The 17,140-nt window shown below is 36.0% G+C and carries 13 protein-coding genes and 2 CRISPR repeat arrays; of the genes, 4 read left to right on the top strand and 9 right to left on the bottom strand.

All coding sequences use genetic code 11. The annotated features are described in order from the left end of the window. Positions 1-317: 317 nt before the first annotated feature. Genes NSQ94_RS02610 through NSQ94_RS02600 form a run of 3 tightly spaced genes read right to left on the bottom strand, consistent with a single transcriptional unit; the run spans position 318 to position 2,675 of the window. Positions 318-1,544: a cation:proton antiporter gene (locus NSQ94_RS02610; protein ID WP_144598418.1), complete on the bottom strand. Its 1,227-nt coding sequence runs from the start codon at positions 1,542-1,544 to the stop codon at positions 318-320. A 9-nt stretch (positions 1,545-1,553) separates the two neighbouring features. After that, positions 1,554-2,054, bottom strand: a complete 501-nt coding sequence (locus NSQ94_RS02605) for a cation:proton antiporter regulatory subunit (RefSeq protein ID WP_066250077.1) — start codon at positions 2,052-2,054, stop codon at positions 1,554-1,556. A 54-nt stretch (positions 2,055-2,108) separates the two neighbouring features. Continuing rightward, positions 2,109-2,675, bottom strand: coding sequence for a tyrosine-type recombinase/integrase (locus NSQ94_RS02600; RefSeq protein WP_130157422.1), 567 nt, complete (start codon positions 2,673-2,675; stop codon positions 2,109-2,111). Between the two features lie 656 nt (positions 2,676-3,331). Here NSQ94_RS02600 and NSQ94_RS02595 point away from each other — a divergent pair. Next, positions 3,332-3,661: a CHY zinc finger protein gene (locus tag NSQ94_RS02595; RefSeq protein WP_066250083.1), complete on the top strand. Its 330-nt coding sequence runs from the start codon at positions 3,332-3,334 to the stop codon at positions 3,659-3,661. Positions 3,662-3,776: 115 nt separating this feature from the next. Here the strand turns inward: NSQ94_RS02595 and NSQ94_RS02590 are convergent, their stop codons facing one another. Next, positions 3,777-5,480, bottom strand: coding sequence for a methyl-accepting chemotaxis protein (locus NSQ94_RS02590; RefSeq protein ID WP_339193381.1), 1,704 nt, complete (start codon positions 5,478-5,480; stop codon positions 3,777-3,779). 1,499 nt (positions 5,481-6,979) lie between these two features. On the opposite strand from NSQ94_RS02590, the gene NSQ94_RS02585 reads away from it, so the two are divergent. The 3 genes from NSQ94_RS02585 to NSQ94_RS02575 all read left to right on the top strand — a co-directional run bounded on the left by NSQ94_RS02585 (position 6,980) and on the right by NSQ94_RS02575 (position 10,936). After that, positions 6,980-8,332 carry an amino acid permease gene (locus tag NSQ94_RS02585; protein ID WP_339195838.1) on the top strand — a complete coding sequence of 451 codons (1,353 nt, stop codon included), beginning with the start codon at positions 6,980-6,982 and terminating at the stop codon, positions 8,330-8,332. Between the two features lie 23 nt (positions 8,333-8,355). Continuing rightward, on the top strand, positions 8,356-9,975 hold the full coding sequence (locus tag NSQ94_RS02580; protein ID WP_339193382.1) for an amidohydrolase: 1,620 nt from the start codon (positions 8,356-8,358) through the stop codon (positions 9,973-9,975). 100 nt (positions 9,976-10,075) lie between these two features. Further along, on the top strand, positions 10,076-10,936 hold the full coding sequence (locus NSQ94_RS02575; RefSeq protein ID WP_144598275.1) for a carbon-nitrogen hydrolase: 861 nt from the start codon (positions 10,076-10,078) through the stop codon (positions 10,934-10,936). A 214-nt stretch (positions 10,937-11,150) separates the two neighbouring features. Next, positions 11,151-11,445: direct repeats of the CRISPR family, unit length 32 nt; unit sequence ATTTCAATCCACGCATCCATAAAGGATGCGAC. 174 nt (positions 11,446-11,619) lie between these two features. On the opposite strand, the gene NSQ94_RS02570 is transcribed toward NSQ94_RS02575, so the two are convergent. The 5 genes from NSQ94_RS02570 to cas7c all read right to left on the bottom strand — a co-directional run bounded on the left by NSQ94_RS02570 (position 11,620) and on the right by cas7c (position 17,139). Further along, a protein-coding gene (locus NSQ94_RS02570; protein WP_339230034.1) for an IS3 family transposase occupies positions 11,620-12,776 on the bottom strand; the annotation gives its coding sequence in 2 pieces (ribosomal slippage) (positions 11,620-12,518 and positions 12,518-12,776; 1,158 coding nt in all). Positions 12,777-12,858: 82 nt separating this feature from the next. Next, positions 12,859-14,142: a CRISPR direct-repeat array (repeat unit 32 nt; unit sequence ATTTCAATCCACGCATCCATAAAGGATGCGAC). Positions 14,143-14,310: 168 nt separating this feature from the next. After that, the gene (cas2, locus tag NSQ94_RS02565; protein ID WP_094244427.1) at positions 14,311-14,601 is read right to left on the bottom strand and encodes a CRISPR-associated endonuclease Cas2; all 291 of its coding nucleotides are present in this window, start codon (positions 14,599-14,601) and stop codon (positions 14,311-14,313) included. Between the two features lie 9 nt (positions 14,602-14,610). Continuing rightward, a complete protein-coding gene (gene cas1c / locus NSQ94_RS02560; RefSeq protein WP_094244426.1) occupies positions 14,611-15,642 on the bottom strand; it encodes a type I-C CRISPR-associated endonuclease Cas1c in 1,032 nt (343 codons plus the stop codon). Next, positions 15,639-16,298 (bottom strand): CRISPR-associated protein Cas4, encoded by a 660-nt coding sequence (gene cas4 / locus NSQ94_RS02555; protein ID WP_094244425.1) that lies wholly within the window; start codon positions 16,296-16,298, stop codon positions 15,639-15,641. Before cas4 ends, cas1c begins: the two co-directional genes overlap by 4 nt. Next, positions 16,288-17,139 carry a type I-C CRISPR-associated protein Cas7/Csd2 gene (cas7c, locus tag NSQ94_RS02550; protein WP_144598277.1) on the bottom strand — a complete coding sequence of 284 codons (852 nt, stop codon included), beginning with the start codon at positions 17,137-17,139 and terminating at the stop codon, positions 16,288-16,290. The genes cas4 and cas7c overlap by 11 nt, the downstream gene beginning before the upstream one ends. Position 17,140 lies beyond the last annotated feature (1 nt).

Below are 17,140 nucleotides of genomic sequence, written 5' to 3'. Positions count from 1 at the left end.
AAATTCGAAATGTACATTGAAACAACAACAACAATGATGATTTTATGTAGCGAAACTGTCAACAAGCAAATGCACATTCTGTTCAGCCGCTTCGATCCATACGTTAAAGAAACGCAAACAAAAAATGCGAAATTTTGTACGCAAAGTAATAGTTTACAAGGAAATGCAGGTTTTCTGTTTTAAGTAGAAAACCTGCATTTTCAATAAATTTTTGAAAACAGCTTACGTACATTTTTCGCGTTTTATTTCTATATTTCTTGAGAGCTGTTTTTGGTGTATAATAATGTTCATTGAGCTTAAAATTTCCCATTGGCGAGCTACTCGCCTGGGACTTTTATTTTTTTCTTTTCCGGTGTGTTACTCCATTTGAAAATCTTATTTAAAAACTTGTAAATATTTTTGCTTTCTTTCGCAAGTAGCGGTCCTACGATCGCTAAAATGAGAACATAAAGGGCAGTAAAAGGAGTTAAAATGGGATTTAATCCTGCTGTAATCCCTAAATTTGCAACAATGATCGAAAATTCTCCACGAGCCATAATGGTTAAACCAATATTGGTAGAAGCTTTATGGGATAGCCCCGCTTTCCTCCCCGAAATCATACCAGCTACAAAGTTCCCAGCAATCGTGAGTGCGGCAGCGCCTAAAGCTAACCAGATCGCACCAGCTAATGTTGATGGATCAATACTCAATCCAAAGCTGAAAAAGAAGATTGCGCCAAAGAAATCTCTAAACGGAACTACCATATGTTCAATGCGGTCTCGATAGTCAGTTTCTGAAAAAACTAGACCTAACAGCAATGCGCCAATCGCTTCTGCAACATGAAGGGTTTCTGAAAACCCAGCAACAAAAAACAATGTAGCAAATATAACAATAATGAAAATTTCGTCAGATTTAATATTCAACCATTTATTTAATAAAGGCGAACCTTTTCGTGCAATGAAAAAAAACAGCAGCATATAGCCAACCGAAATAAGAACAGAGGTAATGATACCGAGGACAGAAGTAGAGCCGGCAAGCAAGACACCTGACATTGTGGTTAAAAATAAAGCAAGGAAAATGTCGTCAAATAAGATGATCCCAAGGATTAACTCTGTTTCTGGATTTGCTGTTCTTTTTAAATCAACAAGGACTTTGGCGACGATTGCACTGGAAGACACGCTGACAAGCCCAGCAATAATAAGAGTCTCCATCCATGGCATCCCGACGATAAATCCATATAAAAGGCCTAAAACAAAATTGATTGCTACATAAAGACTCCCGCCTACCACAATATTTCGGCCTGATTTCATCAATTTTCCAACAGAAAATTCCAAACCTAAATAAAAAAGCAAAAACAGAACACCAATGCGTCCTAAAAATTGGATAATTTCTTTGCTTTCAATAAAGGTTAAGTCGATAATCCCAATCGTTGGGGCATGCGGGCCAACAAGCATACCTAGGACAATCAGGAAAGGGATAATGGAAAATTTAAGCTTATTTGCGATAATAGCTGCAATTGCAACAAGGACAAGTGCTGTACCAACTTCAAAGACTAAATGATCCATCTATAAACCTCACTCCTTTCCTTTGTTCGATAATAAGTTGTTAACTAGTTGTTTTAGTTGGTTTCGTTCTCCTGAAATTACTAATGTATCGCCTGCCTCAATCACCGTATCTGGACCTGGGTTGTGTGTCTTCTTTGTCTTTTTTTTCTTAATAGCAATGACCGTAACTCCATAATTGTTTCTTATATCAATCTCACCGATCGTTTTATTCACAACAGGTGCACCAGGTTCTACTTGATACCATTCAATAATTAAATCATCAAACGCAAAGTCAACGGTTTCTAATGCTTTAGGTTTATATGCCATTCCGCCTAAAATTCCAGCAATTTGTCTTGCTTCTGAGTCATCAAATGTGGCAGTACTTAAAACCTCATCATGATCATCTGAATCAAAATGATAAATTTCTCTCCGTCCATCATCATGGATGACAATAACAAGCTTATCTTGGTTCTTTGTAATAATTTCAAACTTATATCCAATTCCCGGAAGTTCACTTTCTCTAATATTCATGCAAAAATTCCTCCCTATAAATGTTTTAAATGAATGGATTAAGGTTGTTGAATATTAAAGGTTTACATCAATTTCCGTTCTAATTTTTTCATCTTTCGAAATTCCTAGATATTTGAGTGTTTCAGAAGGAGACGAATGGTGAAAATATTTCTGAAGCAAAGAAATGGCGACTCCTCGTTTATAGGCATGAAATCCAAAGGTTTTACGCATAGAGTTCGTTCCAATTTTCCCTTGTATGCCGACCGCTTCTGCGGCACGATGGATAATACGGTAAGCCTGTTGACGCGTGATGGGCTTTTTCGTTTTCGCGGACTGGAATAAATAATCTTCGCGGTTCAATTGTCTCGATTGGATATAGTGGAGAATCGCCCTTTTTACTTTTTGGTTGAGATACACTTCCTTAGTCGTTTTAGATTCTTTATGTGGAAGCAGATAAAAATCCTTTATGTAGCCGTCATCCCCCAAAACATCTCCTACTTTTATTTCCAATATTTCTGTGATCTTTAAACCGGTATTGATGCCAAACACAAAGAGTACATAATCTCGCTCTGAATGCTTTTTTAAATATCTTTTCATGGCATTGATTTGTTTTATATCTCTTAGAGCTTCAACATATTCCATATAGTTATTCCCCTTAATCCACGTTACTTAATACTATTATATACTATTATTATGTAACACGCAAACAAAGCTTTGTATTTTAAGACGAAAATAAGGGATAAGGTAAACAAACTGTTGTTTTTATGTTTAGCGATCCTGTTATTCCTAAAAAAGAGGAATTTTAATATGTAATCCTGCCCGTTTCAAGCCTTCTTTAAACAATTTTGCATACAGTTTTTTCTTCATTCCATTTCATAGGAAACAATTTAGGTACCTGCTTTAAATCTTGCACTTTTATGAATTTCGCTTGAACCTCATCGCTTCCCAAATTTCGAGTTGCACCTTTGTCCTTTTGCGGCATGCCCTAAGCCCATATTGTGCGCCATTAAAATAATCGTTTTTGCTCAATATCACAAAATCATCAAGAAAAGACTGATCTATTTTTAGAAAATCGGCTTATTGACGCCCCCATTAATGTTTTAGAAGCGTTGATATATCGGTGTTTATGATTTTTTGTTTTCAATGGCGATTTGACTTTCTAAGACAGCCCCCAAAGTCATCACAACCAAGCACAATTGAAAGAAACAGTTATGCTATACTTTTATATAAAAAAATGACGATTTTTCGTTCTGTTTGTGGCACATGATAAAGACGTTTTGAACTGGGGTGAAAAGCCAATGCACATAAATGGAATAGAAGTGAAAGGTAAAGTTGTCGACAGACAATCTCGTTGCAAGCATTACCATAAAGATGTGGATATTATTGCAATCAAATTTTATTGCTGCCAGACTTATTATCCATGTCATAAATGCCATGAGGAAGAGGGATGCGGAAATCCACAAGTTTGGCCCAAAGCCTTGTTTGATGAGAAGGCGATTTTATGCGGCCATTGCGGGAAAGAATTGACTATTAATGAGTATTTGCACAGTGCATATCAATGCCCGAACTGCAATGCGCAGTTTAATCCAGGCTGTGGACTTCACCGTCATTATTATTTTGAAACTTAAAAAATTCATTTCAAAACGCATTACAAAAAGCCATTTCAAACTTACATTTATCAAAGTTTGAAATGGCCCTCATTTTTTAAAATAGACGTGTGTTACATACAATCTCAAAAACTAACTAAATTTTAAACTGCTGTATTAATCGATCAAAATCCATTGCTTCTTTATCCAAATGTTTTGCTGAATTTGCTACTTCCTTCATAGAAGAATTAGACTGTTCAGCAGTAGCTGTCACCTCTTCTATTCCAGCTGCAGATTCTTCTGATACAGATGCAATACTTTCAATGGATTCTCCCATTTTTTTCGTATTGTCAAGAACACTGTTAATCGATTCTGACATACCGCGAATTTTATGCGAGACTTTTTTAATGGTCTCTTTTAGTTCATTAAAGATATCACCTGTTTTGGAAATAGTTTCCGTGCCTTCTGCTACGTTTCTATAGCCATCCTCTAATGAAATAACAACATTTTTAGATTCAGTTTGAATGCCTTGAATGATAGAAGTAATTTCCGAAACAGAGGAAGCTACCTGTTCTGCAAGCTTGCGCACTTCATCAGCGACAACTGCAAAACCCTTTCCATGTTCTCCTGCTCTCGCAGCCTCAATCGCAGCATTCAACGCTAAAAGGTTGGTTTGATCGGCAATTTCTTGGATGACGTTAATTAATTTGGCAATATCGTTTGTTTTTGTATCTAACCCTTTTACCATTGCGAGTGAACCTTGAATTTTCGCATCAATTGATTCCATTTTTTCGATTGATTTTATCATTGCCTGACTGCCATCCTCCGTCAGAGTAAGCATGGAGTCTGAAAATGTCTGCACTTCTTGTTGATTTTTTAACACATTTGTTACGATCGATTCAAATTCATTCATCTGTTCTAATAGCTCTGATGCAGAGTTCGCTTGTTCTTCAGCACCGCTTGATAATTCCTGCATGGTAGAAGCAATCTGTTGGCTGCCTTGCTGAACCTCTTCGGAATATTGTGACAGCGTTCTGCTTTGTTTGCTTAAATTGCCTGAAACATTTGTCATATGTCCAATAATCTGATGCAAGTTTCCTTTCATTTTATTCATAGCATTGATTAATTGGCCGATTTCGTCTTTACCGTCATAAATGACTGCATGACCTTGCAGGTTCCCGTCTGCGATTTGATTCGCCATTTTTACTGCTACAAGTAAATTTTTCCTTATCGTCCGCGTAATAAGGAAAACAACTGTTACCCCAAGAACGATTGATAAAAGGACAGATAAAACCAATATGAGTAGGCTGTGCTGCATAACATTGAATGTTTGATTGACAGCTACAATGCGTTCTTCATCTACGGCCTTTGTCAATTGATCTAGCTGAGCAACTGTTTCTGTACGCAATTCAGCGATTTGTTCTCTTAACTTGCCGATTTCTTCCTTGTTTCCACCCTTCAAAGCCGGAACTAGCTGGTTTAAAAACAGATCATTAATCATTTCCTTGTTTGTTTCAATCTTTGCTAATAAATCCCGTTGATTTTTAGTCTCCAGTTGAGACTCTATTCCCTTCTTTTTGTCTTCATACTCCTGCATACGATCATTAAACTCTTGCAAGTTTTTTTCATCCATTGTATTTATATAATCGGCCACTCGAATGTCAGCAGCTCTGAAAAGCGAAGCCATTTCTGTTATATGTACAGCCTTTTCTCCTCTACGGTCAATTTGTTCAATGTTGTTTTTTATTTGAAAAAATTGGTTTCCTATAATAATAGACGCTATAATAAATAATCCCACTGTTACGATCAAACCAATTGAATATTTCCAGCCAATATTTAAATTTTTATACATCCGTATCATAATAATCCCCCTCGTACCTTCTTATGTAACTTTTTTTCTTTTTCTAGTTGGAGGTTACACATCGGCAAAGAACGTATGGAATCACTAAAATGAAAGCGGCAAAGCAGGAAGCTATTTGAATATAGCTGTTGCAAAAGAGCCGGAAAATACTAAAAAGAAAGCAGGTAAGCCAGAAAGCACTTAAGTTGCCGCATAACCAAAAATCTTTCTATTTTGAGCACCGACTGAAATATAAAAACAACCACTACGGGCAAATTGAATTAAAGAAATATCTGTCCGTTTTAAAAAATTTTGATGGCATCCCCAACATGAAGCAAGTCGAATGTTAAGCAAAAGAGTAAAATATTTTTCCTTTTTAGAAACTTAAATTCATTACCGTCTTACCGCTTCTTTCAAACCATTGGAATTTCCCCCTAAATCAAAAACGGTTTCTGATCCATACATAGCCAATTTTACCTGTATTATTCCAAAAGTACTATCATATGTTTCATTTTAAACCTTTATAAAAATATTTTCATTAAAAAGAATCACACATTTGTACAAATGATTTATGAGAAAGAGTAAGCACTGACCCGTCCTTTGAAGACGGAAACCATCATTGATACAAGCTAGTATAAAACAAAAATTAAGAAAGCAGGCACTGTTCTTCTCCAGCTTTTCCGTTATATTCGTGTTGCCTGCTTATGAAATGATTAACGCTTAAATTAGCCTTAGCGGTTTGATATCCCACTTAGATACAACCATTTTCAACCTGTACGAATTCGTTCAAGTTCCTCTTATTTAAATCCAACTTAGTGATAAAACAAATCTACTTTTTATTTCGGTTCTAGTGGAAAAACTTTATATCCCACTTAGTTCAGATAAAACTGATCAGAAGTAGATGAACAAATCACTCTTGATCAATTTATATCCCACCCAGTTCGTAAATGTTAAATATTTCTATTTATTTATAGAATAGAAGCCATGAGAGTCTTCTCAAATCTAATCTAATCTAATTTTAAGGAGGTTTTTGGCGACGAAAACAGCCCTGCAAGGAATGGAAACTAAAGATTTCTGAATACAAAGAGCAAGTGAACTAAGCCAGAAAAATATTTTGAAGCCAACAATCCTTTCACCAATTCAAGTACTCGTTAAAAAATTTGATCAACAAAATATAAAATGAATGTATCCTTTACATCTAAATAATCATCCACATCATCGTTATCGTTTGATCATTTTTTTCTTTTTTAAAACAACAGCATCAAGTATACCAAATAAAACAAATTGTTTAAGTATTAGAACGAATACTATTCAAACATAAACTCCCTTCACACAACCGAAATTTTTCCACCTTTCTTACACACTCTTGCAAAAAAATAAAAAATTATTCAATTTTGCATCAATTATGCAAGGATAAATAAATTTATTTTTTTAAATTTTTTATATCTAATAAATTATCCAAATATTACTCGGCATAATTCTTGCAATATATAGGTTAAGAATATATGAAAGGTGGAGCGATAATGGAGAATGTCAATTTAAGGCGATCATTGACTGTGTTTCCCTTAGTGTTATTTGGTTTAGCTTACATGGCACCAACCACAGTTTTTTCTACTTATGGGGTAGTTGCACAAATTACAAATGGGATGGTACCTGCAGCTTACATTGTCGCCTTAATAGGAATGTTATTTACTGCTTATAGCTATGGGCAAATGGTGAAAGCCTTTCCTGTTTCCGGCTCATCCTATACCTATACTCAAAAGGGAATTAATTCCCATTTGGGATTTATTGTTGGATGGGTTATTTTACTTGACTATTTATTTCTGCCAATGATTAACGGCTTATTGTTAGGTATTTATTTAAATGCCTATTTCCCTGAAGTCCCTTTTTCCGTCTGGCTGATTCTTTTTGTCCTTCTAATTACAATCGTCAATATCATTGGTGTAAAAGTGGCAACAAAGGTTAATTTGCTTCTTATTATCTGCCAATTCTTACTTATTGTAGTATTTATTTTTCTATCATTAAAAGGATTAAGTAACGGATTAGGTTCAGGTACATTCTTTATGAGTTCTCCCTTTTTTAATGGAGAAGTTCCTTTTTCCTTGGTTTTGGCTGGGGCATCCATATTATGTTTATCTTTTTTAGGGTTTGATTCAGTGACAACCTTTGCAGAAGAAACTATTAATCCGAAAAAGACAATACCAAAAGCAATTTTTCTTGTGGCATTAATAGGAGGAACAACATTTATACTAGTTTCCTATGTTTGCCATCTTGTGTTTCCAAATTATCAAGCATTTCAAGATCCAGATTCTGCAGCTTTGGAAATTGCTTTGTATATTGGTGGAAACCTCTTTCAGTCTATCTTTCTAGCAGGATATATAACTGGGGCAATCGCTTCTGGACTTTCTTCCCATGCAAGTGTTTCTAGACTTCTTTACGGGATGGGACGCGATGGTGTGCTTCCAAAGAAAATTTTTGGTTACATCCATCCTAAATTCCGGACACCAGCTTTAAACGTATTAATCGTTAGTGCATTTACATTATCAGCACTATTCATTGATCTTGTCATGGCTTCTTCCTTAATAAATTTTGGGGCGCTAGTTGCTTTTACCTTTGTTAATTTATCTGTCGTTGCCCATTATTTTATTAAAGGGAAACAAAGAAAAGGCATCGATATAGTAAAATATCTTATTTTACCTTTCATTGGAGCATGTTTTACTTTATGGCTTTGGACTAGTTTGGATACAAAAGCTCTCTTGCTCGGTTTTGGATGGTTTGTAATCGGCTTTATTATCCTGTTGTATATAACAAAATTCTTAACTACTAGACCGCCAGAACTTTCCGTTGACCAAATCGATGATGTAACAATGTAAACGCTTATAAGGGGGAGAGTGTGATGGAAAAGGCAGATATGATTCTATCAAGTAATTATGTTTTTACGGGATTGGAAAATACTCCAAAAAAGGCTTCTATTGCGATTAAAGGCAATAAAATCATGGCAATCGGCACAAAAGAAGAGGCCAAATCATTCGCAGGTAAACATACGGCTATTTATGATTTTGATCAGGAATTGATTCTTCCAGGATTCCATGATTTTCATATGCATTTAATGATGGGGATAATATTTCAGAAAGAAAGTGTACAGTTATATAATGCCAGATCTTCGGAAGAAGTGGCAGAAATGGTAGCAAAATATGCTGAAACAAGGCCCGACGCTGAATGGATTTTTGGGATTGGATGGGATCATACAAATTGGAAAAATAAACAGCTTCCACATAAATCTATATTAGATATGTATATTTCTGATCGTCCTGTTTTATTATTTAATACCGAAGTTCATTATGCATGGATTAATAGCAAAGCTATTGAAATCGTTCAACTAACAAAAGATACCCCTGATCCTGATTATGGGGAAATCGGCAAGGATAGTGACGGTGAATTAAACGGACTTCTTTTTGAACATGCAATTGGGTTTGTATCTGAAACAGCCTTTAACTTTTCAAAAGAAAAACGGGCAGAACTTTTCCAGGAATTGCTAAATAAATTGGCCAAATATGGGATTACATCGGTCCATGATTTATTTGCCGCGAAAATTGCCCCTAATCAACTGGATGATTTAAAGGTTTATTCGGATTTTGATAAGAAAGGACTCCTTACAGCACGGATTCATTTTTCACCTGAATTAAAAATGGATCTGAGCGAGGCTAAACAATTAAAGAATAAATATCAATCTAGCAAATTAAGGATGACAGGCTTAAAACAGTTTATCGATGGAGTTGTTACGGGACATACAGCTTATTTGCTTTATTCTTATAAAGATCGGCCAGATACGAAAGGGGGAACCACCTTACCTCCTGAAAAAATCAAGCAATTAGTGAAACAAGCTGATAAAGAAGGATTCCAAATTCGCTTTCATGCAATTGGAAATGGCGCAGTCCGCCTAGCTTTAGACGCCTTTGAAGAAGCTAGAAAAGAAAATGAAATCAGAGATTTTAGACATGTGATTGAACATGTGGAAGTATTGCATCCTGACGATGTGAAACGGTTTGCAGAGTTAGGAATAATTGCTTCTTTTCAACCATATCATATTGCTTTAATGGAGCAAGAAGCTTATACAACAATGGTTGGAGAAAATCAGCAACCCCTTTTCTTCCCAATTAATACAATTTCAGAAAGTGGAGCTGTAATTGCATTTGGTACAGATTTTCCAGTTGTTTCATTAAATCCAATGCTTGGCATATATAATGCTGTTGCTAGAAAGGATTTAAAAGGCAAGCAATGGGGAGAAAATGAAAGCATTTCATTATCAGAAGCACTGAAAAATTATACGTCAACACCTGCTTATGGTTCATTTAGAGAAAACGAACTCGGCACATTAGAACCTGGGAAGCTCGCTGATATTGTCGTATTAGATAAAAACTTATTTGATATATCCATCGAGGATATTCCTTCTACAGAAGTAAAAATGACAATCATGGATGGTAAAGTAGTATATACAAATGAAAAAGTGTCGTAAATATGACTGCCGAAACAATTTTAAGAGGCTGTTCTAAACAGCAATGTACTTCTCAATATTAGAACTGCTCTTATAAAAAATACTTGGGAGGAGAAAGAAAATGACCAAAGTAAAGATAGGTCTTATTCAATTAAGCTGCGGGGAAGATATTGACAAAAACATCCAAAAAACTATCAAAAAAATTAAAGAAGCTGCCAATAACGGAGCAAAAATTATTTGTTTACAAGAATTGTTTGCCTCTCAATATTTTCCCCAATCCGTTGATGTCCAAAACTACGAATTGGCAGAAGATGTAAATAGTGCTGTTCTATCCAATATGAGTGAATTAGCAAGAACTTTACAAATCGTATTAATTGTTCCTTTCTATGAAAAAGCTGGCTCAGGTATATATTTTAATAGCGCAGCAGTATTTGACTCAGATGGAAAACGCTTAGGCATTACGAGAAAAAATCATATTCCAGACGGTCCTCAATACCATGAAAAATATTACTTTGTCCCAGGCAATACTGGATATCCCGTTTATGATACTGCCTATGGGAAAATTGGAATTGGCATCTGTTGGGATGAATGGTTTCCAGAGGTTGCAAGAATTTTAAGTTTAAAGGGAGCAGAAATTTTATTTTTCCCTTCCGCAATTGGATCTGAACCAGATTATCCTGAATTATCAACGAAACCATCATGGCAAAAAGCCATTTTGGCACACGGAATTTATAATGGAGTATTTGTAGCAGCAGTTAACCGCGTAGGAAGAGAAAAAGAGATGAGTTTTTACGGAGGATCCTTTATTAGTGATCCGCTTGGAAATATTTTATCTTCCCTTGATGACAAAGAAGGTGTCATCGTACAAGAAGTAGATTTAAGTGAAATTGAAAAAACAAGGAGAATACTACAGTTTTTTAGGGACCGTCGTGTAGATACTTATGAACCTTTGTTACAAAAGGAAATACTAACTAGATATTAATTATAGAACAGGACCCAAACCGTATAGCGAATTGGGCCCTTTCTTTTTTATTTACCCGAAACAATGACCTATGATCTATAAAGGAGGGGGGGCTAATAAGTCGTTTTTACGGCTTATTGACGCCCCATTAATGTTTTAGAAACGTTGATATATCGGTGTTTATGATTTTTTGCTTTCATTGGCGATTTGACTTTCTGGACACCCCCATGGACACATCTCAATCCACGCATCCATAAAGGATGCGACTCATATGGAAAAACTTATTTATACCGGAATGGAGATTTCAATCCACGCATCCATAAAGGATGCGACAACAAGCACATTGTGACCATATCATTCCTATTTGATTTCAATCCACGCATCCATAAAGGATGCGACGGAGTATCATGCCCCCCAAAGCTTTTTACCGGAATTTCAATCCACGCATCCATAAGGATGCGACACGATGTGGTGACATTGATCGAACAGGCCATTTGTATTTCAATCCACGCATCCATAAAGGATGCGACCTAAAGTACCCTTTAGATATTGATATTAGGTCAATAAAGTAGACACAAAAATTTATAAATTTTTTTCGCAGCTACCGCGCTATCGCTTGGTGGCCTTTTAAAAATAATTACGACGTTGTCCTAATTATTTTTAAAGGTAAATTTTCGGGTCTAACTATTCTATTAATATGCTCATTAAGCTCCCTTTTTGTCGTACATACGTTCGTATTCAGATGGTGAAAAATACTCTGTTGCGGAGTGAATACGTTTATTATTGTAAAATATTTCTATATACTCAAATATGCTCTTTTTTGCTTCTTCCCTTGTTTTATAACGAGTCTGATAGATTAGTTCTTTTTTTATTATCCCATGAAATGATTCAATACAAGCGTTGTCATAACAATTTCCTTTGCGGCTCATGCTACATTTCATTCCGTATTCCATTAGCTTAGCTTGATAGTCATTTGAAGCATATTGACTCCCTCGATCAGAATGATGGAGGATAGAACCCTGTGGTTGTTGACGCTGATAGGCTTGCTTTAAAGCACTTAACACTAGCTCCTTTTTCATGGAACAGTCTATATGCCAGCCGACTATTTTCCTTGAATACAAATCCATCATACTAGCTAGATAAAGCCAACCTTCATCCGTTGGAATGTATGTGATATCAGCTACCCATACTTCATTTGGTTTCGTAACAGTAAAATGTTGGTTTAAGACATTTTCGTGGACCGGATGGTTATGTTTTGAGTTAGTGGTAGCCTTATGCTTTTTCACGGTACGAGACTTCATTCCCTCTTTGTTCATTATGCGGGAAACCGTCTTCTGTGAAACCTTAATGCCTTCATGATTAAGCTTTTTGGCAACCTTTGGACTCCCATACAGTTGGCGAGATTCGATATACACACGACGCACTTCCTGCGTCAATTCTTCTCGACGCTCTTGTCTAGCACTTTTGGGACGATCACGCCATTTATAATAACCGCTTCGAGAAACTTTCAATACTTCGCACATCTTCTCCAATCGGTAATCGAAGCGATGTTTATGGATAAATGAATATTTTACCGATGGTCTTTCGCGAAGAAGTGCATCGCCTTTTTTAAGATGGAGTTTTCCTCCTCCAGATCCCGAATACGTTTCTTCAGTTCACGAACTTCGTGGTCTTCGGATCGAAACGTTTGGGTTTCTGTTATTTCAGGTTCTTGCTTATATTTTTTCATCCAGCCGTGAAGAGTATTTTCGTTAATTTTGAGCTCACGAGCCACTTGTGCAACGGATTTCGCTTCCTCCAAAATATAACGAACAGTTTGACGCTTAAAGTCTTCCTCGTACCGCCTTTGTTTTTTTGTCATGTAGACACCTCATTTTTCTCTATTATTACTATAATAATCTGTGTCTACTTTTTAGTCTAACATCATATTTAGAACGAATTTTATTTCAATCCACGCATCCATAAAGGATGCGACAACAATTAATCCTCAACAAATGGTATCGCATAGATATTTCAATCCACGCATCCATAAAGGATGCGACGTGAAAAATTCGAGGAAGCTGAAAAAGAGGAAAAATTTCAATCCACGCATCCATAAAGGATGCGACTGTTGTTACTGGTGAAGTACGTTTTTCATACGTATTTCAATCCACGCATCCATAAAGGATGCGACATGGGTGCTTGATAAAACTATGATCACCAAAAAAATTTCAATCCACGCATCCATAAAGGATGCGACTTTTGCGTGTCGGTCATACCTTTCATCGATTCTTATTTCAATCCACGCATCCATAAAGGATGCGACGACAACTCTTTCGCAACAGCTTAGCTGCACCGTTATTTCAATCCACGCATCCATAAAGGATGCGACTTATGAACCAAGTGCATAGGAGGTAGGTGTCGTATTTCAATCCACGCATCCATAAAGGATGCGACGCTCATTCGCTTGACGTGCGCGTTCAGTTGCGTTAATTTCAATCCACGCATCCATAAAGGATGCGACTGCTTCCTGTTTTTTCGTCTCCGATATGACGTCTATTTCAATCCACGCATCCATAAAGGATGCGACGTTTGACTTACTTTGCTTGCAATCTGATTTGTAATTTCAATCCACGCATCCATAAAGGATGCGACGGTGGATGATTTAGTTGAAGAATACGAAGAAGGAAATTTCAATCCACGCATCCATAAAGGATGCGACATGATCTCAAGCGTTTCTTGTGGGATGTATTTAGAATTTCAATCCACGCATCCATAAAGGATGCGACTTTTTTACAACCCACAGACAGCACAAAAATATGAATTTCAATCCACGCATCCATAAAGGATGCGACAGCCCGAATACCGGACAACCTTTGAAGACAATTATTTCAATCCACGCATCCATAAAGGATGCGACTTAATCAGCAGCAGGAAATTGAAAAGCTAACAAATTTCAATCCACGCATCCATAAAGGATGCGACGATCGCAGACGACCGGCCGGCATGGATGATTCGTATTTCAATCCACGCATCCATAAAGGATGCGACGAATAAGGATGATCTCACAAAGCATTTAAAAAGGATTTCAATCCACGCATCCATAAAGGATGCGACGTTACATCATTGACTTTGTACCAAATTCTTTCAATTTCAATCCACGCATCCATAAAGGATGCGACAAGAGAGAGGACGCGCTTCCCTCTCTCAAACATAATTTCAATCCACGCATCCATAAAGGATGCGACAGCGATTTTTCCTCAAAATTACTTAAATTGATGTAATTTTGACAAAAAACCGCCATTTTCTTTATAAAAATAAAGAACTTTTTTCAAAAAAAAAATAAAATATGGAAATGATTTCAAAAAAATCAGGTGCGAATGTATCAAGAATTTCAAGCTCATTATACATTCGCACTAAAAAATTATAGGATCCTCTAAATCAAGTGATGCTTTCACACCTATATGCTCTACTCTAGACTTATAATTGTTTCCTAGTTGATAGAACCTGAGACTATCTTTATTTTCATCAATAATATTGGTAAGTTCTAATTTTAAAGCTGTAAATTGGGCTGCATCGACGTTACATTCAAAAACTGAATTTTGGACTCGTTGGCCATAATTTTGGCATACTTTTGACACTTTCCTTAATCTTTTTTGTCCTGCACTGCTTACAGTACTAACATCATAAGTTATTAAAACTAACAAAATTTACACCTACTTCCATAAAAATGGTGGATACTCATCCAAATCATCACGTAAATGACGGGCCAATAGTAAAGCTTGTGCATGTGGAACTAATCCCCAAGTTATTTTCTCGCCTAAATATGGATGTGTTATCTTGTCTTGTTTTCTATTTTGCCATGCAGATAAGAATTTCTTTCTAGCTTCATCTGTCATAATTACAGCTCCATTTTCTTTTTTTATAAAATCCTCTTTGTTAACAATTTTTTTATTAATCAATGTTAAGACAAACTTATCTGCGTAAACACCCCGCAATTCTTCCATTACATCTAAAGCTAAAGATGCTCTTCCTGGTCGATCTCGATGCAAAAAACCAACATATGCATCGAGACCAACCCCCTCCAACGCTGATGCCATATCATTTGCCAATAACGTATAAGCAAATGAAAGCATTGCATTCACGTTATCTAATGGCGGTCTTCGTGATCGCGAGTGGAAATAAAAATCTTCTTTTTGCTGTAATATCATCTGATTAAACAGTTTATTGTAACTTATAGCAGCTTGTCCTTCCAAACCTCTTAATCTTTCTAAATCTTCACACTCTCGCACATCATGAATGATAGATGATAAATGTTGAGAGATTTCTTTAAAAAGAGCTACATCCACTCGTAATGGATAATCTCTAGTCATTCTTTCTATTATCCATTTATTGTTATAAATCTTTCCAATAATAAAGTTACGTGCAATTTTTACCGACATAACTTCATCTTCAGACACACGATATTGTTTCTTTCTAAGGATGACGTTACCTTTGCTTTTTCCGATCACTCTTGCCAGAAATCGACCGTTCTTAGTTAAAAAAACTAATGAAATATTTTTTTCTGCACAATATCCCATTAATGCAGGACTTGCACCAGTATAGCCAAAGGATACGATTGATTCTAAATTATGAAGCGGTAATCTACCTATCTTCTCATTCTCTTTTAAAAGGACAATATTATCGCCGTCTAATGATAAATAAACATCTGATTGAGTGATAAATAATGTGTTAAGCAGTTTTTTCATTCTTTTATCTTTCCTTCAATATAACTTTTTACAGTCCGCTTATTCATTAAATTTGGCAAACAAATATTTTGGAGGGAACAGTTTTTGCAAAAAGATCCAGTTTTCACTTTAGGCGTATACTTGCGCTTATAATGATCATGCATTTCTAAGACAATTGACCTTACTTTATTTTTATTTTCTAATGTTATAGGTATTTCTACTCTCCGTTTTATCTCGTTATAAAACATATATCCTATGTTTATTTTGCAAAGTAACATCTCCTCTAAACACATAACTTGTGCTGTTAATTGCAATATATCTGAATCATTTATTTTCGGCTTTCCACGTTTATATTCTATAGGATAGGCAACATATTTTCCTTCAGCACCCACTATTTCTACACCATTATTATCTTTAACAAATTCAACAACATCACAAACACCGGTAATTTTCAGTTCATTTGACTTTACAGGCATTGCTCGAACAATCAGTTTATTGCCACGCTTCTCTCGAATAAATGGCTTGTCAGCTTTTCGGTGAAGATATTGTCCTTCAATCGTTCTTACATTTTCTTCCCATTGCTGTTCAATATGAATGAGAGCCCATTGGCGTCTACAAAATTGAAAATGCTGAATACCGGACAACATTAAATAAATTTCTTCCTCATTATTTACCATCGATGACCACAGCTTTTAAACCATCTAGCTCATTTAAAGTGATCGTATAATCATCAATCGATTTTGGTTCTTCCACATTTTTTTCAATTTTTAATAAACGATGAACTTTAGCGGAAGAATATTGTCCCAGTTTTGAATTGTGCTCCCACCAATAAACTTTGTGCACTTCCATGCTTCCTTCAGGTCTCGCAGCAGATGCGTCATTCTCAAACAATGTAACAAGAGCTTGTTGGATTTTTAGCGCATCTTCATTTGTAAATCCTGTTTTTTCTGCCAATTGTGTGTTGATACTGCCGTAAAAAACATATACCCCAAAATCCACTCGATGTTTCATTCCCATAGTATCAGAGCTTCGTTTCTCATTCGTTACAGAGTTGACACTTTTGGTAATCTGCATACTGACAATATCAACAGGGTCGACACTTGTTGCCGTATGGATTGAAACAGGACCACGAACACCGACAGATAAATCGGATCCTTTAAAGGCAAAAACTTGACCAAAAGCGCGGACATCGATCCATAACTGGCAAGCTATCTTGGCAAACTCTTCACTTGAACCGTTTTTAGAACTCATAATTTTCTTTAATTCCGGGTGTGCTTCTGCACGCTCCTTTAAACTTTGAAAATCATCGACTCTTCGATCATTTGATTGAACAAAAATGGACTCTCCCATATCCTGCAGTCGATTTCTGATTTTTCGTTTAATGGCCACATCCGAAATTTCCCCATGTCCGTCATAATTTTGTCTTGGACGATTTCCATTTAATGGATCTCCGTTTGGGTTGGCTTTTTTTACCGATAATACAACAGCAAAATCAATTTTATGATCTAAGATTGACATA

The organism is Aeribacillus sp. FSL K6-2833 (genome assembly GCF_037965815.1).
Classification (GTDB): domain Bacteria; phylum Bacillota; class Bacilli; order Bacillales; family Aeribacillaceae; genus Aeribacillus; species Aeribacillus composti.
The sequence above is the reverse complement of the archived record's forward strand: the minus strand, read 5'-3'. Positions and strand labels throughout refer to the sequence as shown.